Below are 24,196 nucleotides of genomic sequence, written 5' to 3'. Positions count from 1 at the left end.
ATTTACCTTCTTACCCCGGTTATACCTCGATAAAATCCCCCGGCCAAATGCAGAAACAAGAGGACCTAGAAATGCGTTATCCACTCAGAATCACTCCTTTTATCCCTATTCTGAGGTGCTCTCTGGAATCGCGTTATGACTTTCTATTGTATTAGAAGAATTGGAAATATTTGATGGTTTAGAGTCTTTCTTAATATTTGCATTAAACTTGGCAACGGTTTTAGGGTCCCACTGCTTCTTCAACTCATCCACCGCTGTATCACTCGCAATCTCCCAAGCGTTTTTATCTTTAACCTGAGCACGATTACGGGCATTAGGATTTTCCCCTGGATGCTTTGCCATATATTCATCCCTATCCTTACGCAGAATTTCATTCTGTAAAGGAGCTGTAGCTGCAGACTGAGGAATATCGACCATACGATTTAGCCCTTCGGATGCCGTATTCTTAAGGGTAGCGGAACCCCAGCGTTGCAACTTGCTCCCCTCTTTTGCATTACGGACTATGGGGAACTTTGTGTAATCGGTGCTATCAAGCTTCATTTTAGGGATTGTCTTGATGCCGGATCCGAGTCCTTTCATCGTGCCTCCGGTTGCAGCACTCAGCATCATGCCACGCACGCTCCAGTCGTCCCCGGCGTTTTTGCTGTAGTCGTAGGCTCCTTCAATAGCTCCCGATGCCATGTCTCCAACGACTTCACCTCCTTCTTTACCAAGGAGGGTAGTGTGGCTCTTAATATAATTGGGATCAAGAGCATCAGGGTGCTTCGTCTCTAACTTATTAATAGTTTTATTTGCCCAACGACCTGGCGCTTTATTCGCCAGAAAACGATTACCTTGAATCTTCTGAGCAACCTTCCCCTTTTCCCACAGGAATCCACCACGACCCACCGAAAGAATCTTTGTTGCGGCACCGGTGACTCCACCTACAATACCTCCGATAAGAGCATCTTTCCCAACAGCACCCCAGTCGATACCGCCATCAGGACCAACCTTATCCATAGCCGAGGCCGCAGCGGAAGCCGCGCCTGCAATCGCACCCAACGCGATAATCGCCACTGGCCCAGTGAAAGCTACTGCGGCAACAGTAGCAACTACAGCCACGGCATTCAGGAACAGCTTTCCTACAAAACGTTCATTAGCATGCTCCGCATACTTATCGTATTCCTCAATCGACACGGGCCGCATGCCCCAGGGATCCATGAGACCCACGGGGTTATTGCCCACAAAGGAATACGAGTCTGCAAACCAGCCGGTACCTGGGACCGATTCAAGCGGGTCGAGCGAGAGGAAATGCTTCGATGCAGCATCGAAGGTACGCACACCCATGACGTCCAGACCAGCAACATGTACGCTACCGGCTCCCGAGAAGGCGAAGCCTTGAGGAAGAAGAGACTCCGCCACGGAAGGCACTTTTCCCCAGGGTTCCTGCTGTGAGGGAGTTCCCACGCCCCACGGGTTAAACCCGCCCGGAACGCTCACCTGCGAGAACCCACCGTCATGACCGGGTGCAGGAACAGAACCGGCACCCAAAACCTGAGGAATCGGTGCGGTTGGGTCCCAGAGCAAAGGCACGGATCGGCCGTCAAGCCCCGTCACCTGAGCAAGCTCGCCCACGGCATCCGTCACCAAGCGCACATGAGAGTATGCTTCCGTCGAGTGCCCTGTCACGGCGTTATCCGTAACGGCAGCAAGAGAATCCCACACGCCCCACGAGTACTCACGTGTTCGGCGGGCGCCCTGACTTGTTGTTACCGTCTCTTGGGAACGGCGCCCAGCGGCATCGTAACTGTAAGTTGTCACCGTTTCCAGAGGATTATTCTCGCCCACATTTTCGCGAGCGATAATCTCAACAAGTTGATTGAGCTCGTTATACCTAAACGTACGTTCACCCAGCAAAACGCGCTCAGAGTCCTGCCGTTCATTCTCCTGGGTTCCAGACTCGGCGGGGCGGCGGTACAGACGTTCACGAACCATAAGCCCGGCATCGAAAGTCCATTCAAATTCCCGTTCACCCTGGCGAGCGCCCGTCAGCTGCCCAGCGGCATCATAGGAATACATAACCAGGGAGTTTTCGGTATCGAGCCCGATAATCCGGCCTTCACGGTCACGGATAATTTCAGTCCGTTCCGTATGAGGGGCATGTTCCGCATCTTTCCCGCTGTGATGAGGCGCGGTGCGGGTGTAAGAAGACACCAAACCAGAGTCGCCATCAAACTCCCAAGTGGAAAGGGTATCACCCAGCTGCGCACGCACTAGGCGACCCATCACATCGTAGGAATACTCCGCAACCGTCATCTCGTCGTTATGAGAGGACGATGCTTCACGACGTACAGCATGACCGGCACCGTCATAAACGGTCTGTTCGGTGCCGTATGGGGTAACCATCATGGTGCGGTAGCCGTCTGCATCGTATTCGAACGTAAGCGTATAAGCGCCGGTCGAAACGAAAGTACTCAGGCTCTGGGCTTTCGCATCAGTATCCGCAGAATTGTGGAAGTTCTCGGTCGCTTCTGCGCCAATAACACCCGTGCGGGATCGTTCGATGAGGAATCCTCGGGCATCATACACATACCGATGCTCAAGGTAGGAACCGTCGGATGCCTGGGGGTCGAGTTCCTGCGCGGTGACATAATCGCGCACCCATAGCTCACGATCCCCGCGTTCACGCCCGTATTCGGCGAGCAACACACCGTTGCAGCTGGCGCTCTTGAGGTTACCGCCACGCTTGTAGTTATAGGCGTATGCATAATCTTGAAGACCGTTGAAGTAACGGGTGGGACGACCAGCGGCATCGTAGGCGTACTCTTCCACGATCTCGTGGGATGTGCCGGTGCCTCGCGTCACACGGGTTACCCGGTCCATAGCATCATACTCGTAGGCGGTAACCTGACCGGTAGCGTCCATAACCTGCGCCACCCGTCCGTTTTCGGTGTATGAGAAGTGGGTGCGATACCCCAGCCCATCCATTACACGGACTATCTGCCCGGCAGCATCGTACGCGAAGGTGCGGCGACCGTAGGTTGTATCTTGGACTGAGGTGATACGACCGCATCGGTCATACTCATAGGCGGCAACTCGCGCACCTGAAACTACACGAATAACACGACCGCACGAATCATAGACGGTTTTTTCTTCGGTGCCATCGGGGTTGATACGCCGTACAAGCTGAGATGCGGCGTCATATTCAAACCGGGTGACCGCCCAGCGTGTGGGTTCTGCCTCGCGCAGTACCCCTTCGGCGTCAGGAATGCGTTTAGGAGTATCTAGTCCAACGGCATGCGCTGCCGTACGTCCAGCGGAATCATATTCGTAAGTCTCAACACGACCTGCGGCAGATACTACACGCAGTGGGCGCCCAGCCTTATCGCGTTCGATGCGTGTCAAGCCACCGGAGGCATCCAAAATTTCTACGGGACGACCAGCGGCATCATAGGTCACCAGGTCTTCCACATGTTCTTGGCCGCGGCTGGTCTGTGTTCCCTCGGTGGTTACGCGCCCGAGCACATCAAGCCGTTTGAACGAAGAACCAGAAGCAGCAATAGTACGTTCAAGGCCACCTTTACGCTGCACAAAACGTTTTGCTTTCACACCGGTCGGGTCTGTGACACTGGAAATTTCACCCGCAAGGTCATAGGTGTATCGAGTAGTAGCACCCGTGGGATCTGTGATACTGCTCAGCTGCGATAACCCATCCCAGGTGTACTCCCAGGTGCCGCCCGAAACGTTTACGTAGCGCGCAAGGTTGCCCCAGGTATCGTAATCCGCCCGAGTTACGCGCCCCAGAGGATCGGTCACAGATACGATATCGCCGCCTTGGTTATAGGTAAAGCGGGTTGTATTCCCCTCGGGGTCGATAACCGCTGAGGGAAGGAAACCGCGGGTATGCTCTGCACCGTAGCGTTGCTGCGCCTGCTGTACGAGCGCCGGAGTGTCACTTTCAGCAAAGGTCGGATAAATAAACTTCCATCGGGCACCTTCCGGGTTCTGGATAGCGGTTACTACGCCCGAGCTGCTGTAGGTCAGTGTATTTTCGTACCCAAGACCATCAATAATTGTGATAACGCGCCCGAACTCATCACGTACAAGGCGAGTAGTATCGCCCGCACCATTGGTGATAGCCACAAGATTCCCGTGGGAGTCATACGTGAAATCGGTACGTACACCGCTGGGATCGATCTGTGCGATGAGGTTACCACGTTCGTTCCAGTCAAAACGCGTGGTTGCGCCGGTGCCATCCGTCACCGCGCTGGGGTTCGGATTCGCCGTATCATCGTACTCATAGGTTATCGTGGTCGGGTCGCCCAAATTGCGCCGGTCGCGTGCATCCCGCACTGAAATACTTGTCAGACGGTCATAATCATCCCAAACATACGTGTAATCCGCGCCTTCGGGGGTGCGTTCTCGGGTTATGCGGCTGCGCGAGTCAAAACGCCGTGTGGTCAAAGAGCCATCACGCCCCGTCACACTAATGCGGTTGCCCCAGGAATCATATCGCATGGTTTGTTTGCTGCCGTCCGCCGCAGACAGTGCGACTAAGCGCCCCTTTTCATCACTGCGCCAGATATTGGGGTTCTCGCCCGTTTCAGCGTCAGCGACAATAGTCATCAGCCCCTGAGCGTAGGTGTATGAGACCTCACGCCCATATTCGGTAAGCTGATGGATTACCCGTCCGGAATCATCGTAGGTGTTTGTCACCTCAACGTGACCGTTAACGTTGGTAACTTCGCGGATTAGCCCTTCGTCTGTATGCGAGTATGCGCGCGTTCCGGCGTTCGTGGTCGCCGATACCAAGTGTTCGCCTTCGTAGGTATACTCCACCACGGCAAGCTCTTCGCCAGCGTGGTCGCCGCGAGTGTTGTAGGTGTAAGCAGCCACAGGACGTTGGGGTACGGTCGAATCATTCGAGTCTTCGCCGTATAGCACGTAAAGACCGCGTTCAGTAACCGGATGCACAAGTTCCACGATCCGGTTCTGATCATCTCGACAAGCAATTACCGTATTTGCCGTATGCCCTTCAACGGTACCCGCCCAATCTCCGGCAGGAGTGAAGAAAATCCGATGGTGTTTAGCGTTAGATACCACCCAGTAGAACGGTGCCGAGGAACCAGCGGTACCAGTCTTCGCCTGGGAATATGCCTCATCACGAAGCTGTGTAAAACGCTCGTACTGATCCGCCCCAATCGTCACCTTTTCCAGCCACCAGGGCTCGTGGGTGCATCGCGCATACCCCTCACCTTCGCGGGCGAAGAAGAGGATACGACCATCGTGGGTGTGCCAGCGGGCTTCCTGAACGGTAAATTCCATGTGCTGGTCTAATGTGGATGCCCACCCGGGACCAAAAACACCCGATGGTATTTCATCAGGATGCGTAACCGCCAAGCTGTTGTACATCCGTTCCAGGCGCAAAGTGCCCGAGCCAGTGCCGGGGAAGGAAAGGTCGAGCTCTTCCTCAATAAAGTTACCCGTGGCGGCGTTCACAGGGTCATTCACGAACCCCGAGGTAAGATCAGCTCCAGCTACCGTAGCAAGTGGAATATCAAGTTCTTTGCGTTCTTGCGCTTTAACGCCTGCTTTCGCAAGAATTTCTTCAATCAGGAAGCTATCGTAGGTCGCCACCATATTGCTGGAGGCACCAGCCTGACGGAAAGCCTCAGCGATCACGTGTACGAAGGATGCATCCTCCATGTTTTTGCCAGCCCAGTCACCCGTTGCTTTGAGCAGACCCATAATATCGAACTGACCCCAGGAGGTATTTTCCATAAACCCCTGGTATTCCTTTTGGATGCTTTCAAGTTTCTTCCCCAAGTCCTCACTCAGGGTGCGCGCTTGGTTGAAGTAGACATCAAGATTATCGGGGATGGCGGAAGTCTTTGAGACACCCGGCCCGCCCACCTTAATATTTTTCCTAGCCGGATCCAGCGTATCTATCACCATGTCAGAGACGTTTTCCAGGAAGGAGCCACCTTTTCCTTCTCCCCCTTGGGAAGAGCTCTCGGTCGCTGGCGGCGGTGTACGAAGACTCGGCCCGGTTGAATGAGTTTCTGGCTTTTTCTTACCTGACCACGAATCACCAACCTGTTGGAAAAAGTCACGCTTATCCCAATCACGAGCCTTCTGACGATTCTCTTGCTCTAGGCGGGCAAGCTCTTTATATTTCTGAAGTTCGTTGGCGGCATCGGAGAGCGCATCGCCCAGCCGTTTTCCGTCGCGAAGAGCAGTTTCCGTGTTGTGCGCAAAAAGGTCCGCGTATGGTCCGGCAAATTCGGTCATCGCCTGATCACGAGCGCCTGAACGCTGGGTGGAGTCCGTGGTGTGCAAATATTCGGAGGCTTCACGCAGCTGACGCATCAGCTGGTCTGCTCTGCCGTTATCGAAGTGCACGTCTTCTTGTGAGGCTTTATATTCTTCAGACATCAGGAACTCCCCCGGAAGTGTGTAGTTTCAGATGGTGTGATGCTCACGAGCGCACTCTGCCCGCACCGAAGCAGATGGGTAATGCGCTGCGCCTCTTTAACTGAGGCTTGATCAGGCATGACATCTTCCGTATAAGCAACGATCACTGGTGTATTCGCGCTCTAATTCCTTGAACGCATTCACATTTCATGGACTACGGAAGTTTCACTCAAGGCTATCTACTTTAATGTTGAAGGTCAAGGATATTTGGGGGCATTCTTGAACGTGTTTCATCGTGTGTATACAGTTGTGGTGCCCTCTAGTACACCACCTACACAAAGAGCTTTGATCGCGAATAAAGCGGGATTACCAACGCTTTATTCACGATCAAAGCTACTTTGCATTCCAAGGAATGGATGCCCCAACCGGATATTCTCTGAGCACCAGAACCTAACGGTATCCAGCACCCCGCGCAGAAAAGGAAGAAAGGCTACAACAGCCCCTTACCCTTGAGCCAGTTTGCCGCTGCCGTGGACGGGTCCAGTTTCTTATCGCCGGATACCTCGTCATTGAGCGAGCGTAAATCGTCGGTCGTCAGCACCGCACTGATGCGGTTCAGCACCGCCTGCGCATCCTCGGGAACCCGTTTGGTGTTGATAATGGGCAGTACCTGCTGCGCCGGAATCATGTTTTTCGGGTCTTCGAGCATCACAAAATTGTTCTGCGTAATTGCCGGGGTGGTCGAGTACAAATCTACAACCTGCACGGTGTCATCCTGCAGGGCCTTGACGGTGAGTGCCCCGCCCCCGTCCGCAAGCGAGACGAATTCCGCCGGAACGCACCCGTATTTATCTTTGAGTCCCGGAATTCCGTAGGCGCGTTCGGCAAATTCGGGAGCAGCCCCAATCTTCAGCTCGGTACAGACCTTCGCTAAATCATCCAGGGTGCGCAGATTGTATTTCTGGGCGGTCTGCTGGGTAACAACTAGGGTATCTTTATTTTCCGCCTGCGAGGCGTCCAGAGCCTTGAGGTTTTTATCCAGCACCCCACCGAGCGCCTGCAGAATCTCTTGTTTAGTCTGCGCTGTGGAATTCTCGTCAAGATACAACAGCAGGTTGCCCGAGTATTCGGGAACCACGTCGATAGCCCCGGAGGTGAGCGCCCCCAAGTAGGCTTCACGCGCGCCAATCCCCAGCTGGGTGCTCGATTTAAACCCGTTTTTATTTAGCGCTTGGGAGTATATTTCGGCGAGAATCTGCGACTCTGCGAATGCTGCTGATCCCACGATAATACCGTCGTGTTCACCGCCGAAAACGTTTTCGCCGCTCAGCCCGCAGGCGCTCAGCGTTCCCAGCGTCCCGAAGGCACCGAGGACGCCCAATGCCCGCCGCCTGGTAACGCCGCGTGCCATTCCAGTCTCCGCCGTTCCGTGGCTTTTCGCGCTCTTTCCGGAAAGAAAAGAACGATCGTTCGTGTTTCGGCGATGCACCAGGCTCATGCGTGCGCCCCTTCCGTGTGCGAGTTTGCCGCATCCAGTGCGCTCTCGTGTTTCGGTTGCCCATGACGTTTGGATGCGCCTCCACCCCGCAGGGGTATGGGGGTCACGGCTCGCTGCGCTAGGGCCATGAGCGCATCCACCACGAAGGCGAGCACCGCTACCAGCAGGGTTGCCACGAGCATACGCGGATAGTCCCGCACCGCCAGCCCATCAAAAAGGTACCGGCCCAGGTTATTCCCATTAATGTAGGCGGCAATAGTCGCCGTCGCGATCACCTGCAGCACCGCGCTGCGCAGACCGCCCATAAACACCGGAAGACCCAGAGGAATCTCAACCCGGCGAAGAATCTGCCCTTCGGTCATGCCTTGAGCGCGTGCCGCATCCACCGCATCCGGATCAATCCCGGTCACGGCTTCAAGGGTATGCGCCAGCAGTGGCGCCACCGCAATAATCACGAGCACCACGAGCGGCGGAATCGCGTTAACCCCAAACCAGAGAGCCAGCAGGGTCAACAAACCCAGGGCGGGCAGAGCGCGCAAAGCGGCGGTAAACCCCAACAGAGCGTGCCCGCCGCGGCGAGTATGCCCAGCCCACAGACCCAAAGGCACGGCAATCACCAGGGCAATCGCAACCGCAAACACGGTGATGCCCAGGTGCTCAATGGTGCGCGCAAGAATGCCCTGAGACCCTTGCCAGTTGGCGCCATCACCCAGAAAAGCGAAGGTACGTTCTATAACATTCATGCGATCCTCCAGGCGGTCAGGCGCCGTGCCGTGAGGGCAAGAAGCGCATCGGCAAGGTAGGCGAGGACGGCGCTGAGCACCACGCCCGTGATAAGTTCGGCGGGGATACTACGCGCCAGTCCGTCGGTAAAAAGCGTGCCGAGCGAAGAAACACCAATAACCGCGCCCACGGATACCATCGCAATATTCGCCACCGTCGCCACGCGGATACCGGCAAAAAGCACGGGCAAAGCGAGCGGTAATTCCACCGTGAAAAACGCACGAGCCGGGGTGTATCCCAGGGCGCGCGATGACTCCACCACATGCTCGGGAACCGCGTTAAAAGCGTCTACCCCGGAACGCACCATCAGCGCCATCGTGTAGATCGTGAGCGCCACAAGCACGTTCACCGGCGAAATAATGCTGGTCCCCAGAATCAGCGGCATGAGCACGAAGAGCGCGATCGACGGGATTGTGTAGAGCAGCCCAAAGCCGTGCACCAGGGCGTGCGCACCACTCCGGTAGGTTTTCGCGCCGTCTTCCCGCGCGCGGCGGCGGCTCGCATACCGCGCCACCGGAATCGACAGGGCGGTCCCCACAAGTACTGGAATAATGCCCTGGTACAGGTGATTGAGGGTCAAATCAAGGACGCGCTGGATGTTATTTCCCAACCAGTCCCAGTGCATCGAATCTGCCAACAACAGGTTCATACTATCCCCGCCCAGAGGTCGATGCGGCGCCCTCGCCCGATACTGCAGCTTCGCGTGTGCGGCGGTAGCGTTCGCGGCGAATATACCGCACCTGGCGCATCACATCGGCAGGCAGCAGGGCGCCCACGGACTGGCTAACGAAAGATTCCACAAAATCATTGGCGGGATTCGTCAGGATCTCTTCGGGAGCACCGTACTGGGCAAGCTTACCGCCGGGGGCGAAGACCGCAATATTATCGCCGAGGAATAGGGCCTCATCAATATCGTGGGTTACGAAAACAATGGTCTTATGCAGCTCGCCCTGCAGGCGCAAAAGTTCTTCCTGCAGTTCGGTGCGCACAATCGGGTCGACCGCAGAAAAGGGCTCGTCCATGAGCAAAATAGAGGCATCCGCTGCGAGCGCCCGCGCGACTCCCACACGTTGGGCCTGCCCGCCGGAAAGCTGAGCCGGGTAGCGCTGTGCTAGGGACACATCCAAACCCACGGTACCCAGAAGGTCAAGAGCGCGTTCTTTCGCCTGCTGTTTGGGGGTGCCGTTCAACAGGGGCACGGTCATGACGTTCTCAAGCACGGTACGATGCGGCAGCAGCCCGCCGCTTTGCATGACGTACCCGATGGATCGGCGCAGCTTGTATGGGTCTTGGTCTGCAATATTTTGCCCGCCGATGGTGATCGTGCCTTCCTGTGGCTCTACCATGCGGTTGATCATGCGCAGGGTGGTGGTTTTACCGCTTCCTGAGGAACCGACGAAAACGGTGGTTTCACCGGCGGGGATGCTCAGAGTCAGGTTATTGACCACGGTGTTAGCGCCGTAGCGTTTGGTGACCTGGGAGAATTCGATTCCCGCGGTGCGTGTTGCCTGCGCGGAGTTCGACGGTATGGTGTCTTGGGGAGTGGGTGCTGGCATTCGTTCTCTTCCGTATGCGCCGGTTTTGCCGCCGTGTGTACAGGTGTTGTCCAAATAGCACAACGTCTCCACCCTAACGGAAATTCCAAGAAATTGAAACGAACCGGCGTGTTTACCGCTCTGCCAGCTACTACTCTCCTCTTCCCCGGTGTAAAAAGAGCCTTGATTTCAAGAAAACGGCAAGAAATACTCTTTCTTGAAATCAAGGCTCTTTTCAGCAAAAAGGATGCGGGCGCACAAAATATAATGCACAAGACATAGAATACGCAGGCTTGAGAGCAGGGCGAGGTTAAAGAAAAAATCCGCCCCCACTGTAGAAGCCTGGAGGGCGGATTGTGGCTCCGACCGGCGTCGATCCGGTGACCTTACGATTTTCAGTCGCACGCTCTACCAACTGAGCTACAGAGCCTTGCGCATCGAAGCAGATACGCAACGACCGCGTCTTCGTGATGAATTTCTTCACCTGAATCACGCGGCCAGAGCGACCCCGACGGGACTTGAACCCGCGACCTCCGCCGTGACAGGGCGGCGCGCTAACCAACTGCGCTACGGGGCCTTGTTGGATTCGGCAGGGGTATAATCTGCTTCTTCAACATGGCTTTGCAAATCTGAGGATTTGCAAGTACCCCCAACGGGATTTGAACCCGTGCTACCGCCGTGAAAGGGCGGCGTCCTAGGCCGCTAGACGATGGGGGCCCAGTCGATGCGAACGGGTTCTTTTCATCCCGTCGTTCGAACCTCAACTAGTCTATGACAGATTTTTAAGCCGTGCAAGCCGGATTCTTCAAAAACTTCTTCATACCCGCCGCACTCCCCCTTCTAAGATACCCTGCTCACCTACATAGTTACTAGTCAGAACGTATTTTATAGTCACCAGAAATTTCTCAAAATTTTTCTGAATAACCCCCGCAAACAGCACGAAATGACCGGGTAAGCGACGCGCATCCCCTACACAGGTTCAGCAAAAAGGCGTAGAATATGCCGCGCGCACGCGCACACCATGATTTTGATACAAGAAATCCCCGCCGGTTTCGGGCTGTGCCGAAGACCCGGCGGGGATTCTTCATTGCGGCTCATGTACCGCAGAAAATCGCTGCGTACAGCTATTACTCGCCGCGCGAAATACGAATCATCTCATCACGGTCAACAACCTTCACACGCTCACGTGGCTCGCCCTTCGCATCCTGTGATGCTGCACCGAGCGCCTTTTCGTGATCGTCCAGACGGTGCCAGCCTTCCCAGGTGGTATAGCGAATGCCCTTAGAATCCAAGTAATCGCTGAAGGTGTCAGCATCCGGTTCGGGAGCGGTGTACAGGTTCTCGCGGTCCTCCAACAGGTGGGTGATGGTTTCAAGTGCATCGCCCTTTGTGGAGCCAATCAGACCCACCGGTCCGCGCTTAATCCACCCGGTAGCGTACAGGCCGGGCACGTGCTCGCCATTTTCATCGACCACACGACCCTCAACGTTAGTAATCACGCCCTTATCAGCGTCATAGCCAACCTCGGGCAGCTCAGATCCGAAGTAACCGATCGCGCGGTACACGGCCTGCACGGGGTAGTCCACGAACTCGCCGGTGCCCTCGATACCGCCCTTACCGTCAAGCTTATTGCGTTCCATGCGGATGCCCACAACCTTGCCGTCCTCGCCCAGAATCTCGTGCGGGGACTGCAGGAAGTGCAGGTGCAGGCGGCGCGAAGCGGTCTGCTCGCCCTCCTCCTGGTCGGTAAGCCAGGTGGTGAGGGTCTTCATCATGGTCTTAACCTGGTTATTCGTCTGAATAGCCTCATCCGAAGCCTCGTCGAACTCGAAGTCCTCTTCGTAGAGCACAATATCGACATCGCGGGAATGAGAGAGCTCGCGCAGCTCCAAGGGGGTGAACTTGATCTGCGCGGGGCCGCGGCGACCAAAGACGTGCACATCGGTCACGGGCGAAGATTTCAGCCCTTCGTACACATTCTCGGGGATTTCGGTGACGAGCAGATCATCGGCGTGCTTGGAGAGCACACGCGCAATATCCAGCGCCACGTTGCCATTACCAAGCACCGCGATTTCCTTCGCGTTCAGCGGCCAGGTGCGCGGGTAATCGGGGTGACCGTCATACCACGAGACGAAGTCGGCAGCACCATAGGAACCGTCCAGGTCGATGCCCTTAATAGGCAGGGGCGCATCGTAAATAGCACCGGTCGCAAAGATAATGGCATCATAATGCTCGCGCAGATCGGCAAGGTTCAAATCTTTACCGTATTCGACATTGCCGAAGAATCGAATATCACCGCGGTCAAGTACCTTGTGCAGGGCGGTGATAATGCCCTTAATACGCGGGTGATCCGGGGCCACACCGTAACGAATGAGCCCAAAGGGCGCGGGGTAACGGTCAAAAATGTCGATAGAAACCTCAACGGCTCCAGAGCGTACTTCCTCAGATTTGGTGAGCAGATCGGCGGCATAGATACCCGCAGGACCCGCACCGATAACGGCAACGCGCAACGGGCGTGCAGCTTCAGACACGTATTTTTCCTTTCAAAGTTCACCCATAGGGCGAGCTTAGCCTTAACATCCTTGCTTATTTTAGCGGTCATGCCTGAGCAAACGCAGGAAACATGAGCTGAACCACTCAAAAGACACATTTTTCATGTTTTTATCCCAAGGATTTTGAAGGCTCCATCATTAATATTCCTGTCACGACTTCGGAATATGTGCGCGAGCATAAAATTCGTCACCTGCGTTACGAGAGCACAATAAAACCCACCAATGCAGTCTCGGTGGGTTTTTCTCATTCCGTCTTCCCGCATTGCCCGCTCTTATTGCCCCGCGAGCAGGTGGCTTTTGGCACGAACAGGTAGGAAAATCCTACCTTTTCGGCGAATTCCTACCTGCTCGCAGAATGAATACAGGGTTAGACCGCGTGGAATTCCACGACTAGTTCTTCGCGCTCGCCAAAACGCACAAGGTGACGCTCCAGCACGCCTGCAAGGCTCTGTGCTTTCTCGTCGTCTTCGGCACGAACCTCCATGATGAGCGCATGGTTTGCATCATCGGCTACCAAGTCACCATACCCGCGAAAGATACCGTCGCGATTAAAAATTAAACGCAATCCGCCAGGAATTTCCTCGGTACTAATTTTGCGACCCATATGTGAGCCAAGCTGTTTAATATAGCGCGCCGGGCGGTCGGTACTGACCGTGGAACGCTGACGAACGGGCACAGATTCTGCGGCTGGATACTCACTCATAACAACCTTCTTCATGCTTCAGGATGCGCGCCCAGCGCCAATTCCCAGGCGGCACATATCATCCTTAGGTAATCCTTATCTTAGCAGTGTTGCAAGCGTGTGCCGACGGGGTTTCGCCTACAGCGCGGGCGGTGCCGTCGCGGATTACCTTAACGCACAAAACCGACCATCATGCGCACACGCAAAGAAGTAGCCTTTTACGGGTTATTCCCCCTAGAATGTTGTAGTAACAAGAGCGTCACGCCCCACGGCTGGCGCTTTTCTTATGCGCACCCCCAACCGGCGGATGCGCGCCCTACGAGAGTATCTACGGATTTTCACGAATGTCTTCTGAGAACACCGCGGCTCCCCAGACGCCTAAACCCAGCAGTTCGGGCGGCACACTGGACCGTTACTTCAACATCACCGAGCGTGGCTCAACTATCAGCACCGAAATTCGCGGCGGTTTAGCGACCTTCTTCGCCATGAGTTATATTGTGGTGCTCAACCCACTTATTCTCGGCCTCACGCCCGATTCCTCCGGACGGTCCCTCGGCGTGCCGCAGGTTGCCGCCATGACCGCGCTTGTTGCAGGCGTGATGACCATTCTTCTAGGCGTTTACGCCAAACACCCCTTCGCGATGGCGGCGGGACTGGGCGTGAACGCACTATTGGCGACTACGATAGCCACGACTCCTAACCTCACCTGGCCGCAGATTATGGGGTTGGTCGTGTGGGCGGGCGTGCTCATGACCGCCCTCGTGCTGACCGGTTTCCGCACCGCCGTTTTCGACGCCGTGCCCGAAAGCCTGAAAACCGCAATCGTGGTGGGTATCGGGCTCTTTATCGCCTTTGTTGGGCTGGTGAACGCCGGAATTATTCGCCGTGCAGAGACCGGCTCAACCCCTGTCGTGTTCGGTGTTCACGGGCATCTGCTCGGCTGGCCCACTCTCGTGTTTATTGTGGGGTTGTTCCTGACCATTATTCTGTATGTTCGTCAGGTGCGCGGCGCTATTCTCTACGGCATGCTCGCATCCACGACACTTTCGCTTATTCTGGAAGCGGTCGCCCCCTCCGGCAGCGTGCAGGCTAACCCGCTTGGCTGGTCGCTTAACGTGCCCACCTGGGACGGCAGCGGTTTTGGTCTGCCCGATTTTTCGCTTCTGTTCTCCGCAGATCTTTTCGGTGCCTTCAGTTCTTTGGGTGCAATGGCCTCAATTCTGCTGGTGTTTACCATCCTCATTTCGGCGTTTTTCGATGTGATGGGCTCCATCATGGGTATGGCAGTCGAAGCCGGTTCTATCGATGAAGACGGCAAGATCGAAGACATCGACCGTCTACTTCTGGTAGATGCGCTGGGCGCGGTCGCCGGTGGCGGCACCTCAACCTCAACCAACCAGGTATTCGTGGAGTCGGCAACCGGTATTGGCGCGGGTGCCCGCACAGGTCTGGCAAATGTGGTGACAGGTGTGCTCTTCCTGGGCGCTATTTTCCTCTCTCCCCTGGTGACGATTGTCCCCTTTGAGGCGGTCGCCCCCGCAATGGTGTTCGTCGGGTTCCTGATGGTGCGCCAGGCGGTTAATGTCGATTGGAACGATCTTGCCCTGGGAATTTCGGCCTTCTTGACGATCGTCATCATGCCGCTGTCGTATTCGATTGCGCACGGTATTGGTGCCGGGTTTATTTCGTACACGGTTATCCGTGTGGCGACTGGTCGCGGACGCGAGGTGCACTGGCTCATGTACGTGGTTTCGGCGGTGTTTACGGTGCATTTCGGAATGGGCCTGATTGAGGGGTGGATGCGTTAGAGCATCTTTCTCTCTCCCCTCCCATCGTAAAAAGAGCCTTGATCGTGAAAACTTCAGTCACGATCAAGGCTCTTTTTATCACCCACTTTTACCCCTAAAGGCGGATATACATCCCCGCACCCCGCTAAAGACCTGAGAATTTCCTGTCAGTAGCGCATTGAGGGTTAAACGTCATAGAATAATGTGGTAACAAAAGCGTCACACCCACCATAAGGGTTGGGCGCTTTTCTTATTGCGGCGCAAACCCGCGCACGCATCCTACGAGAGTATCTACGGATTTTCACGAATGTCTTCTGAGAACACCGCGGCTCCCCAGGCACACAAGCCCAACGCATCGGGCGGCGCACTGGACCGTTACTTCAAAATCACTGAACGAGGCTCATCTATTTCAGCCGAGATTCGTGGCGGTCTCGCCGCGTTCTTCGCTATGAGTTACATCGTCGTCCTCAACCCCCTGGTGATCGGCACCGGCGCAGACTCGGCGGGAAATACCCTTGGCGTGCCGCAGGTCGCCGCGGTCACCGCACTCGTCGCCGGCGTGATGACTATCCTCATGGGCGTTATTGCTAAACAGCCTTTCGCGATGGCGGCGGGACTGGGCGTCAACGCGCTGCTGGCGTCCACGATTGCAACCACCCCCGGGCTGACGTGGGCAGATATTATGGGCTTGGTGATTATCGCCGGTCTTATTATGACCGTGCTGGTGCTCACCGGCTTCCGCACCGCCGTTTTCGAGGCGGTCCCCGAGAGCCTCAAAACCGCAATTGTGGCGGGAATCGGCTTCTTTATCGCCTTTATCGGACTGGTTGATTCCGGGATTATCCGCCGCATGCCGGATGCCGCAGGAACCACCGTTCCCGTCTCGTTCGGCGTGGGTGGTCACCTACTTGGCTGGCCTACTCTCGTGTTTATTTTCGGTCTTTTCCTCACCATCGCCCTGTTTATTCGTAATGTGCGCGGCGCTATCCTCATTGGCGTGGTGGCATCTACCGCGCTGTCTATCATCCTAGAGGCCGTTTTCCATATCGGCAGCGGCAAGGGAAATCCGACCGGCTGGTCGCTCAACGTTCCCGCGCTCAATAATTTTTCCTTCTCAGCACCCGATTTCTCGCTTATCGGGTCTGCACGATTCGGCGCGTTCGGCGCTATCGGCGTGCTGGGCGCATCCCTGCTGGTGTTCGCTATTCTGCTCTCGGTCTTCTTTGACGCCATGGGCGTTTCGGTGGGCTTAGCAACCGAAGCGGGCACCATCGATAAGGACGGCAAGGTCGAGAACATTAACGAGGTGCTGCTCGTGGATGCGGTCGGTTCCGTGGTCGGCGGCGGCGCATCCGGCTCTGCGAACCAGATTTTTGTGGAGTCGGCAACCGGTATTGGTGAGGGTGCCCGCACAGGTCTGGCGAATATCGTAACCGGCGTGCTGTTTCTGGTGGCGATTATCGCCTCGCCGCTGGTGACGATCGTTCCCTTTGAAGCCGTCGCCCCCGCTCTGGTGGTTGTTGGGTTCCTGATGGTGCGCCAAGCCGTGCATATCGACTGGCAAGACTGGGGTCTGGGTATCCCGGCGTTCATGACCATTATTTTCATGCCGCTGTCATACTCGATCGCTAACGGTATTGGTGCAGGGTTCGTCTCCTACGCCTTTATCCGCCTAGTTCAGGGTCGCGGGCGCGAGGTGCACTGGCTCATGTACGTGGTGTCGGCGGTGTTCGTCATCTACTTCGGCATGGGTATTATCAACGGTCTCACGCACTAGCGTTGGCTGAAATCCCGGGTGTATATCGGGTGTAAAAAGGCTCTTTTTGAAGAGAAGCGGCGGAAAACTACGCTTTATTCAAAAAGAGCCTTTTATACACCTATGGGGGTGTAGATATGCACTCGAAAACGTCAGAAATTTCACGGCTGCAGGTACACAACTTTACCCGTTTTTCCTGGTATTCTTCGCATGGGTTTACTTTCAGGTAGACCCAATTCAGCGCACCTATACACGCAGACAACGCGTTTGAATGCGAGCCAGCCCGCGCCCTCTTTTCAGAGACGGCGCGGGCTGGCTCAGGTTAAACCGAAAATTCTATCGATCGCTTGGGCGGCATAATTCTTTCATGATGCGCTCGGCCCTCTCTTGCGCACGCTCATCCACCACGCCGATGTCGCAGACGTGCAGCAGGTCTGCCGCCACATGCAGGCGCAGCACCCGCGGAAGGGTGGAAACCTCGCGCAAAATCACGTTCGCCCGCTCGGGTGGGGCAGGTTCCAGGTCCCAAATCGGGGCAAATTTTATGAGGTCACTGGGCAGAATGTAGGCGTCTATTAGAGGGGTTTTTATCCCCGAAAACTCGTGCCGAGCCCCGGTGAGCGCGAGCGCATCCGCACCCGTTCGCAGCAGGTCGCTCGTATCGTAGGGTGCCACGTAGTAGTGCGCAGTCATCCCGGTGCGTTGCGTGTACTGCTGGAGCGCATCGAGCCCGTGAGCGCAGAGGATGCGGGCGCGTTCGGCGGCGATGCGGCGCGCATCCGGGGCAAGCAGGTGCCCTCCCCCATTGAAATAGAGGGCAAGCTCGTCGAAAGATTCCTGCGAGATAACGTCACTCATGGCATAAACATAGCAAATGCAGGACTAGTTTTTGAGGCTTTCATCAAGGAAGCTCACAATGTAGTCAGGATTCAAGCTCTGCGCCCTGGGCTGGGATTTTCACCGTTTTCTGATCAGGCACGGCTTATGAGTCCTTTCACCAGACGTTCCGCTTCCCGCTCGCTTCTCGGGTCTTTGGAAACTAGGAGGTCAACCGCAACGTGCAAGGGGCGAATCTTAGGCAACTCTTTGACTGCGCGAAGAATAACGTTGGCATCCTGTGCCGGAACTTCACGCAGTGCGTAGATAAATTTCAGGGATTCGAGATTGTGGGGAGTCACATATGCTTCTACGACAGCCCCGTAAATTTCCGAATATTCGTGGCTGACACCCGTAAGCACTAATGCGCGTTCGTCCATCAAGTCATGCAGGTCAGCAAAAGGCACAGCATAGAATTGAAGTTTCGCATCTGCACGCACTGCATACTGCCTAAGAGCTTCTACCCCATGTTCGGAGAGGTTATGTGCACGTTCTTTGGCACGGCGGCGTGCATCGGGGGTAAGGGATGCACTGTTACCGTCAAGATAGGCGGCAAGTTGATTGAAGGATGCCATCGAGATTTTGCGCCCATGTGCGGAGTGATGCTCGTGCGGGTTATCTGAAACCATCCACCGACCGGCGATTTTTTGTCCGCTCAAAGATCCTCGTTCAAGGCGTGCACGCACGCTTCGGGGGCTCACCCCGGCGTGCTGGGCATATTCCGCGACCGACATCATGGCAAAAACATACTACAGAAGGAATATTTCTGCCATCTTATAAGTATTTAAATTTAACTAAAAGTATATATCATGTACAATTAAATAGTTTATATTGTTCACAACTTTGACCTAATTATAATAATGCTGATACGGTATTTTAAGACCCCACAAGAAGGAAATGTTAGCTCACCATGAATAACGACCTCTATAAAAACTTTACTAATTTTCTGACAGATACATCTAACCACCTTAAATGCTTAGATAGAAACACAATTCTAAACTCCCTTATAGCAATATTAGGAGTATACATAGTAATATTAATAATTTCCTTATTTATAAACTTATTTACAAAAAGAAAATCCCAAAAATTGTTCACCATAAAACTTATATCCACGGTTCTAACAGGTGGAACTATTGCATTTATGCTTCCATATGCACTGGATATAGATTTTAAAGGTCCAGGGAATGATGGCGGTGCTCTTCGACAGCAAATCCTCCTAGCAACCGGAGGTATTCTAGCACTTGTAACTTTACTCGAAAATCGCAAAAAGAATGAGAATGAAAAAGAGAAGAACGAGAAAAACTACCAACGACAAGTGAGCGATGAACGTCGAGAGCGATATATTAAGTCTTTAGATCTACTAGGAAGCAACGATTTCCTTTTGAAACTTGGCGGAATATATTCTTTGTGTAAAATAGCGGATGAATGGCTAGAAGAAAACAATGACTTGGAGGCCCAGAATATTATTGATATACTCTGTGCTTACATTAGATCTCCATATACTTTAGCTTTATATAAGTATACGAAACCTATAAAGGTTCTTGGAAAATATTCATACAGGAAGCAACTTTCAGAAGAAGAATTAGATGAACTAGAACAAGAAAAAACATTAAGAAAGTCAATAGTCGATGAAATAACGAAAAGGACACAAATTCAAGGAGATTCTTACAGGGATGGTTTATGGATAACCAGCTTCAAAAGCTATATGAATAACAAAAATACACCTATATGGAAGTTTTGGGAGTGGGATTGGTCAGAACTTCCCAAATTACAAATGTATCGCAAACCTGGACCGTGGTCACACTTAGACTTTAATTTTTCAGGTTCATTATTTTTCTACCCGGTCAATTTTGAAGGATGCAGATGGTCTGAATCATTAGATATTTCCCATACTACACATATCTATAAGTTTGATATATCAAACTCTATATTCGACCATACTGCATATTTTCATAATAACACTTACTATAATGACTTTATATCGTCTAAAACTTGGTTTACATACAGAACTTCATTCCATGAATCTGTATATCATAAAAATTTAATTTTTGATTTAAATTACCATTGGAAATTACCTGAATTGACTAAATCTGTATTTCTAGGAACAGTTAATGTATATGATTCGAAAATTCATAAAAATATACTCTTTAAGACCTTACGCAATGAGCCGAGTTTTAGAGGAATTGTAAACAACTCAAGCAATATATACGTGGGATCCCAAATGGTAAATATAAACTATATATTCCCAGTTGATCATACTATCGATTTTTCCAACTCAAAATTTTCTGAATCTAAAAAATTTATATATATCGGGAATAAATATGATAAAAATTCCCTTCTTTCTGAAGGTTTTACTTTTCTAACATCAGACGAAGAGGAGAAAATCTCTCATGATCCGGAACGCTATATAAATAACATTTAATCATGAATTTTTAAATTATATTATGCATGACAGAAAGGTTATCCTCTCAGAATTTTTCTGCCATACCTGCCCGAGGACCGGACGAACCAGGGGACCTACCCGGCCTCACCGTCCAGGTAGTACCAGATGCCGTTTACTTTCTCGAAGCGGGATTTTTCGTGCATGGCACCTTTCACACGTTCTTCGGCGGGCGTGCCGGGAACTGAACGGTAGTACGCCACGAACTCGACCGTGCCCGCCGCATCGAAGGGACCGCCCGAAGAGCCCAGAATATCCAGCCGGTACCAGCGCAGCGTTTCATCCAGCATTAACTCGGCGGGGCGCGTATGCGGGTGCCAGCTCGCCAGCAGGTAGGGCGCATCGTGCAGGGCGAAGGCGGTGAACCGCGAGCGCATCAGAGCCAGCGGTGTGGGCGCGCCCAAGGTTCCGGATGCGGCATACTCGCCCAGGTACCGCCCGCAGCAGGCACCGTATACCTCGCCGCTTGTGCAGGGGCAGCGGGTTTGAGGATCATACAGGGTTGTTTCGCTCATGCACCCCATTCTAAAGGGCTACCCGATGCAAACATACGAGAACCCGCCATCCCGGCGGTCAAACCAGAGAGGGGCGGGTTCTGCACTGTTTTCAATATATTGCGGAGGACACTCTGAGGCAGAGTTGGTTAGTTTGCGATAGCGCGTGCCGGGGTATCTGCCGTGGAGGGCTTACCCACGTAGGCGCCACGGTACTTCGCGGCCGGGTGGGAGTCTGCAACCTTAGTCTGGCCCTTACCGAACAGGCTTTCGCGCAGGGTCTCACCCTCATAGGAGGTGCGGTAGCGTCCGCGCTTTTGCAGCTCAGGAACCACGAACTCGATGAAGTCCTCGAAGGAGCCGGGCGAAACGTGGTACGCCAGGTTAATACCGTCCAGTCCGCCTTCATCAATCCAGCGTTCGAGCTCGTCAGCCACCTGCTGCGGGTCGCCCACAATAACCTCGCCCATACCGCCAATAGTGCAGTGCTCGGCAATATCCTTACGCGTCCACTGCTTATCCTTGGCCTGCAGGGTGAAGGGGGTGAGGAAGGACTGAATCGACTCGGTCTTCACATAGTTGAGTACCTCATCTTCGTCGAACTGGGAAAGATCCACGCCGGACCAGCCGCCGATAATGGCCTGCGAAGATTCCAGGTTCACGTACTTGCGGTACTCTTCGTACTTTGCCTTCGCCTTCTCTTCGGTTTCGTCCACAATGATGGAGAGCATCGCGAAAACCTTGATTTCGTCGCGGCCGCGGCCGTTCTCTTCGGCGCGGTCACGGATACGGTCGGTAATAATGCGGGTCAAATCGGGGCGCAGCGCACCGATAAACACAACTTCGGCATGCTTGCCCGAGAACTTCTGCCCGCGGCTGGATGCGCCCGCCTGGAAAATCACGGGGGTACGCTGGGGGCTGGGCTCGGTCAGACCCGCACCAGGCACGCTGAAGTACTTGCCCTTGTGCTGAATCGGGTGCACCTTGGCGGGGTCGGCGTAGATACCCTTCTCGCGGTCTTTGACGACCGCGCCGTCTTCCCAGGAGCCTTCCCAGAGCTTGTAGCAGACGTCCAAGAACTCTTCGGCGAGTTCGTATCGGGTGTCGTGCTCAATCTGGGTTTCAAGGCCCTGACATTCGGCTGCGGAAGGCAGGTATGAGGTCACCACATTGAAGCCCACACGCCCGTTAGTGAGGTGGTCGAGAGAAGCGTACTTGCGTGCGAGCGTGTAAGGCTGCTCGTAGGTGACGGCTGAGGTCACACCGAAGCCCAGGTGCTCGGTTACGGCGGCCATTGCGGAGATCTGCATGAACGGATCGTTCACGGGCACCTGAGCGCCGCCTTCGATAGCGGGCGCGGCGGAGTTCTTGTAAATATCGTAGATGCCCACAACATCGGCTAGGAATACGCCATCGAAGAAGCCCTTCTCAAGGATCTGTGCCAGGTCAGTCCAGTATTTGATGGTGTTGTACTCGGTAGCCCGGGAGCGGGGGTGGCGCCAGAGGTCGAAGCTCTGGTGACCCACACAGGTCATGTCGAATGCGTTAACTGCGATGCGCTTCTTCTGCTCAGCCATCTACGTTCCTTTCGCGAATGTTCGGGTGTTCCTGCACCCCGCGCGCCGCCTCCTTATAGGTGGTGACCTTCTTGGTATTCCAAGTTGTGCAGGTGGCGCATTCGCGCCGTACTTGCTTCGTGTCCCTTGAAGCCAGATCATCATCTGGAGCACCCCGCTACGGGAGAGGGTTGCCGCCCGGCTAGCCAGAGCTTTACACCGGGACTCATAATCCTTGATTTTGAGTGTATAAGGGGTGCCGTGGTTGGTGCGATATTATGACGAATATTAATGTTTGTGACTGTCGCCCGTAATATTAAGGGCCGCGTACGTCGCCCAGCGGACAGCAGTGTTCTTTCGATTGCGGCGGTAAAATTCGGGAGCGATAGTTTGCAGCGGGAGCGTGTTTAACGCTCCCGCTGCCATTCTTCGCTCCTCATTGTAGGAGAAGCGTCAAATTATTTAGGAAATGAGGTCCATTTTGCGGGCGTCATCCGCAGTGATGGGGTTTATTTCCACCTTGGGCTCAGGGATAGTCTCGTCAGCACCTCGTCCAAACACAACTGCAAAGCTCAGTTTTTTCAGGTCACTTGGTGCCGTCAGCCAGCCTTTCATTCCGTCACGGTTAAGATCAAGAGCGTAGATTCCATGGTCGATTTCGCCATTACCGTTGAGATCAACCGGTCCATCTGCTGGTCTCAGTACGGCCTCTGAATTGGGCCGATACATGTACCCACGCGCTTGGGGACCAAAGCCTTTGCGTTCGTCCAAGGCCCATTCTTTAAGGGTCGGCATATCCTGCTGCAGGTATCCGAAATATTTGGTTCCATCCGCCTTGGGCACACCGGTAAGCTGATAGTTGTAATTCATAACGCTGAAGTACTGTGGTTTACCTTTTTCGCCTTTCTCATCGGCATCACCACCGTGCTGCAGGCCGAGGTTGTGTCCCAGCTCGTGAATAAAAGTACCCACGCGAATATCGCTCATATTACCTTTATTGTTATTCCAGTGTGTCTTCCCCACAGTCACCATGAAATCACGACCTCCCAATTGTCCCAATCCTGATGAGCCGCTCTCCCCATTTTGTTGTTGCACGTAGTAGTCGCCCCAAACCATATAATGAAAGAGCCCTTCACGATACTGGTTAATATGAGAAGCTTTAAACTTGGCCCAGTTCCCATCTCTGTCATCTATATCGTCGCTGAACACTTGCCACTCGACCTGTTGACCCCCTCCCAAGTTGTACTTGGGGCCCCGAGCGGAACCGGCATCCAAGTGCAGATTAATACCCGTTCTACCGTCGGGATTGCTGATATTTAGATCCGCGAAAGATTGCACGATACGATCCAGCTCTTCCTCACTAGCAAGCTCACCGGGCATATAATCCATCTCGACAAAAATGTCTTTATGGTTGGGATCCGCGCCCATCTTAGGGAAATCGATCTCTGGTATGCCATCGTTATTGACATCGTACCCGTCTCTTTCCATCCCGTCGGGAATATGATCACCGTCGAGATCATCCGGGTTGGGTTCCTGAGCGAGATCCATATTCCGGTTCTGCGCGTGAGCAGGCTGAGCGGGTTTCGCCTCCACCGCAGAAACGGGCAGAGAATTCAGAGGAGCAACAAGCACCAGGCTGACGAATGCCAGCATCAGGCGCACTATAGTACGTAATTTCATGAGAGATATTCCTTAGTGTCATGTGTTGAGTGAGAGGGAATCTTAAATAGAGAGTGAAGTGAGTGGTATTCATCGGCGAGAACCTGCGATGTTTCGGGCTCTCGGATGCGAATACATCTTGGGCGGCATCACGATGCCGTTTGAGCAAGAGAGTGGTATATGAA

Annotated in this window: 15 protein-coding genes, 3 tRNA genes and 1 riboswitch; of the genes, 3 read left to right on the top strand and 15 right to left on the bottom strand. The window is 54.0% G+C overall.

All coding sequences use genetic code 11. From position 1 onward, the window contains the following. Positions 1-105: 105 nt before the first annotated feature. From HMPREF2609_RS09630 to HMPREF2609_RS09585, 10 genes are all read right to left on the bottom strand, one after another. Complete coding sequence (locus HMPREF2609_RS09630; RefSeq protein ID WP_070536617.1) at positions 106-6,414, bottom strand: DUF6531 domain-containing protein; 6,309 nt, start codon at positions 6,412-6,414, stop codon at positions 106-108. Between the two features lie 469 nt (positions 6,415-6,883). After that, positions 6,884-7,804 (bottom strand): ABC transporter substrate-binding protein, encoded by a 921-nt coding sequence (locus HMPREF2609_RS09625; RefSeq protein ID WP_210391471.1) that lies wholly within the window; start codon positions 7,802-7,804, stop codon positions 6,884-6,886. Positions 7,805-7,887: 83 nt separating this feature from the next. Further along, on the bottom strand, positions 7,888-8,634 hold the full coding sequence (locus tag HMPREF2609_RS09620; RefSeq protein ID WP_070536613.1) for an ABC transporter permease: 747 nt from the start codon (positions 8,632-8,634) through the stop codon (positions 7,888-7,890). After that, on the bottom strand, positions 8,631-9,323 hold the full coding sequence (locus HMPREF2609_RS09615; RefSeq protein ID WP_070536611.1) for an ABC transporter permease: 693 nt from the start codon (positions 9,321-9,323) through the stop codon (positions 8,631-8,633). Before HMPREF2609_RS09615 ends, HMPREF2609_RS09620 begins: the two co-directional genes overlap by 4 nt. A gap of 1 nt (position 9,324) precedes the next feature. Continuing rightward, entirely contained in the window at positions 9,325-10,230 is a 906-nt protein-coding gene (locus HMPREF2609_RS09610) for an ABC transporter ATP-binding protein (RefSeq protein WP_070536609.1), read from the bottom strand. Between the two features lie 336 nt (positions 10,231-10,566). Further along, positions 10,567-10,639: transfer RNA gene (locus HMPREF2609_RS09605), tRNA-Phe, on the bottom strand. Positions 10,640-10,712: 73 nt separating this feature from the next. Beyond that, positions 10,713-10,786, bottom strand: a tRNA-Asp gene (locus tag HMPREF2609_RS09600). 67 nt (positions 10,787-10,853) lie between these two features. Beyond that, positions 10,854-10,926, bottom strand: a tRNA-Glu gene (locus tag HMPREF2609_RS09595). Positions 10,927-11,336: 410 nt separating this feature from the next. Continuing rightward, on the bottom strand, positions 11,337-12,740 hold the full coding sequence (locus HMPREF2609_RS09590; RefSeq protein WP_048753434.1) for an FAD-dependent oxidoreductase: 1,404 nt from the start codon (positions 12,738-12,740) through the stop codon (positions 11,337-11,339). Between the two features lie 388 nt (positions 12,741-13,128). Next, on the bottom strand, positions 13,129-13,464 hold the full coding sequence (locus HMPREF2609_RS09585; RefSeq protein WP_246825645.1) for a DUF2218 domain-containing protein: 336 nt from the start codon (positions 13,462-13,464) through the stop codon (positions 13,129-13,131). Positions 13,465-13,787: 323 nt separating this feature from the next. On the opposite strand from HMPREF2609_RS09585, the gene HMPREF2609_RS09580 reads away from it, so the two are divergent. Both HMPREF2609_RS09580 and HMPREF2609_RS09575 read left to right on the top strand, forming a co-directional pair. Continuing rightward, positions 13,788-15,251 (top strand): NCS2 family permease, encoded by a 1,464-nt coding sequence (locus HMPREF2609_RS09580; protein ID WP_070536605.1) that lies wholly within the window; start codon positions 13,788-13,790, stop codon positions 15,249-15,251. Between the two features lie 286 nt (positions 15,252-15,537). Continuing rightward, the gene (locus HMPREF2609_RS09575) at positions 15,538-17,007 is read left to right on the top strand and encodes an NCS2 family permease (RefSeq protein ID WP_004006503.1); all 1,470 of its coding nucleotides are present in this window, start codon (positions 15,538-15,540) and stop codon (positions 17,005-17,007) included. Between the two features lie 315 nt (positions 17,008-17,322). Here the strand turns inward: HMPREF2609_RS09575 and HMPREF2609_RS09570 are convergent, their stop codons facing one another. Together HMPREF2609_RS09570 and HMPREF2609_RS09565 are read right to left on the bottom strand one after the other, a co-directional pair. Continuing rightward, positions 17,323-17,844, bottom strand: coding sequence for a hypothetical protein (locus tag HMPREF2609_RS09570; RefSeq protein WP_070536603.1), 522 nt, complete (start codon positions 17,842-17,844; stop codon positions 17,323-17,325). Between the two features lie 113 nt (positions 17,845-17,957). Beyond that, positions 17,958-18,599 carry a hypothetical protein gene (locus HMPREF2609_RS09565; protein ID WP_246825644.1) on the bottom strand — a complete coding sequence of 214 codons (642 nt, stop codon included), beginning with the start codon at positions 18,597-18,599 and terminating at the stop codon, positions 17,958-17,960. 173 nt (positions 18,600-18,772) lie between these two features. Between HMPREF2609_RS09565 and HMPREF2609_RS09560 the strand changes: the two genes are divergently transcribed. After that, on the top strand, positions 18,773-20,284 hold the full coding sequence (locus HMPREF2609_RS09560) for a hypothetical protein (protein ID WP_070536600.1): 1,512 nt from the start codon (positions 18,773-18,775) through the stop codon (positions 20,282-20,284). 95 nt (positions 20,285-20,379) lie between these two features. Here HMPREF2609_RS09560 and HMPREF2609_RS09555 read toward each other — a convergent pair whose 3' ends face one another. The 3 genes from HMPREF2609_RS09555 to HMPREF2609_RS09545 all read right to left on the bottom strand — a co-directional run bounded on the left by HMPREF2609_RS09555 (position 20,380) and on the right by HMPREF2609_RS09545 (position 24,032). Further along, entirely contained in the window at positions 20,380-20,817 is a 438-nt protein-coding gene (locus tag HMPREF2609_RS09555; protein WP_371326047.1) for a YchJ family protein, read from the bottom strand. Between the two features lie 128 nt (positions 20,818-20,945). Then, positions 20,946-22,373: an LLM class flavin-dependent oxidoreductase gene (locus HMPREF2609_RS09550; RefSeq protein WP_004006498.1), complete on the bottom strand. Its 1,428-nt coding sequence runs from the start codon at positions 22,371-22,373 to the stop codon at positions 20,946-20,948. A 103-nt stretch (positions 22,374-22,476) separates the two neighbouring features. After that, positions 22,477-22,586: riboswitch (SAM riboswitch) on the bottom strand. A 228-nt stretch (positions 22,587-22,814) separates the two neighbouring features. Next, positions 22,815-24,032: a zinc-dependent metalloprotease family protein gene (locus HMPREF2609_RS09545; RefSeq protein WP_070536596.1), complete on the bottom strand. Its 1,218-nt coding sequence runs from the start codon at positions 24,030-24,032 to the stop codon at positions 22,815-22,817. Between the last annotated feature and the right edge of the window lie 164 nt (positions 24,033-24,196).

The organism is Rothia sp. HMSC058E10, from assembly GCF_001809415.1.
Taxonomy (GTDB): domain Bacteria; phylum Actinomycetota; class Actinomycetes; order Actinomycetales; family Micrococcaceae; genus Rothia; species Rothia dentocariosa.
This window is presented reverse-complemented; position numbering and strand designations above follow the sequence as displayed.

Coding starts and splice junctions, on each gene's coding strand:
- HMPREF2609_RS09625 (WP_210391471.1), bottom strand. CDS start 7,804: ATGGCACGCGGCGTTACCAGGCGGCGGGCATTGGGCGTCCTCGGTGCC.
- HMPREF2609_RS09585 (WP_246825645.1), bottom strand. CDS start 13,464: ATGAGTGAGTATCCAGCCGCAGAATCTGTGCCCGTTCGTCAGCGTTCC.
- HMPREF2609_RS09550 (WP_004006498.1), bottom strand. CDS start 22,373: ATGGCTGAGCAGAAGAAGCGCATCGCAGTTAACGCATTCGACATGACC.
- HMPREF2609_RS09620 (WP_070536613.1), bottom strand. CDS start 8,634: ATGAATGTTATAGAACGTACCTTCGCTTTTCTGGGTGATGGCGCCAAC.
- HMPREF2609_RS09565 (WP_246825644.1), bottom strand. CDS start 18,599: ATGATGTCGGTCGCGGAATATGCCCAGCACGCCGGGGTGAGCCCCCGA.
- HMPREF2609_RS09610 (WP_070536609.1), bottom strand. CDS start 10,230: ATGCCAGCACCCACTCCCCAAGACACCATACCGTCGAACTCCGCGCAG.
- HMPREF2609_RS09555 (WP_371326047.1), bottom strand. CDS start 20,817: ATGAGCGAAACAACCCTGTATGATCCTCAAACCCGCTGCCCCTGCACA.
- HMPREF2609_RS09580 (WP_070536605.1), top strand. CDS start 13,788: ATGTCTTCTGAGAACACCGCGGCTCCCCAGACGCCTAAACCCAGCAGT.
- HMPREF2609_RS09615 (WP_070536611.1), bottom strand. CDS start 9,323: ATGAACCTGTTGTTGGCAGATTCGATGCACTGGGACTGGTTGGGAAAT.
- HMPREF2609_RS09545 (WP_070536596.1), bottom strand. CDS start 24,032: ATGAAATTACGTACTATAGTGCGCCTGATGCTGGCATTCGTCAGCCTG.
- HMPREF2609_RS09570 (WP_070536603.1), bottom strand. CDS start 17,844: ATGAGTGACGTTATCTCGCAGGAATCTTTCGACGAGCTTGCCCTCTAT.
- HMPREF2609_RS09575 (WP_004006503.1), top strand. CDS start 15,538: ATGTCTTCTGAGAACACCGCGGCTCCCCAGGCACACAAGCCCAACGCA.
- HMPREF2609_RS09630 (WP_070536617.1), bottom strand. CDS start 6,414: ATGTCTGAAGAATATAAAGCCTCACAAGAAGACGTGCACTTCGATAAC.
- HMPREF2609_RS09560 (WP_070536600.1), top strand. CDS start 18,773: ATGAATAACGACCTCTATAAAAACTTTACTAATTTTCTGACAGATACA.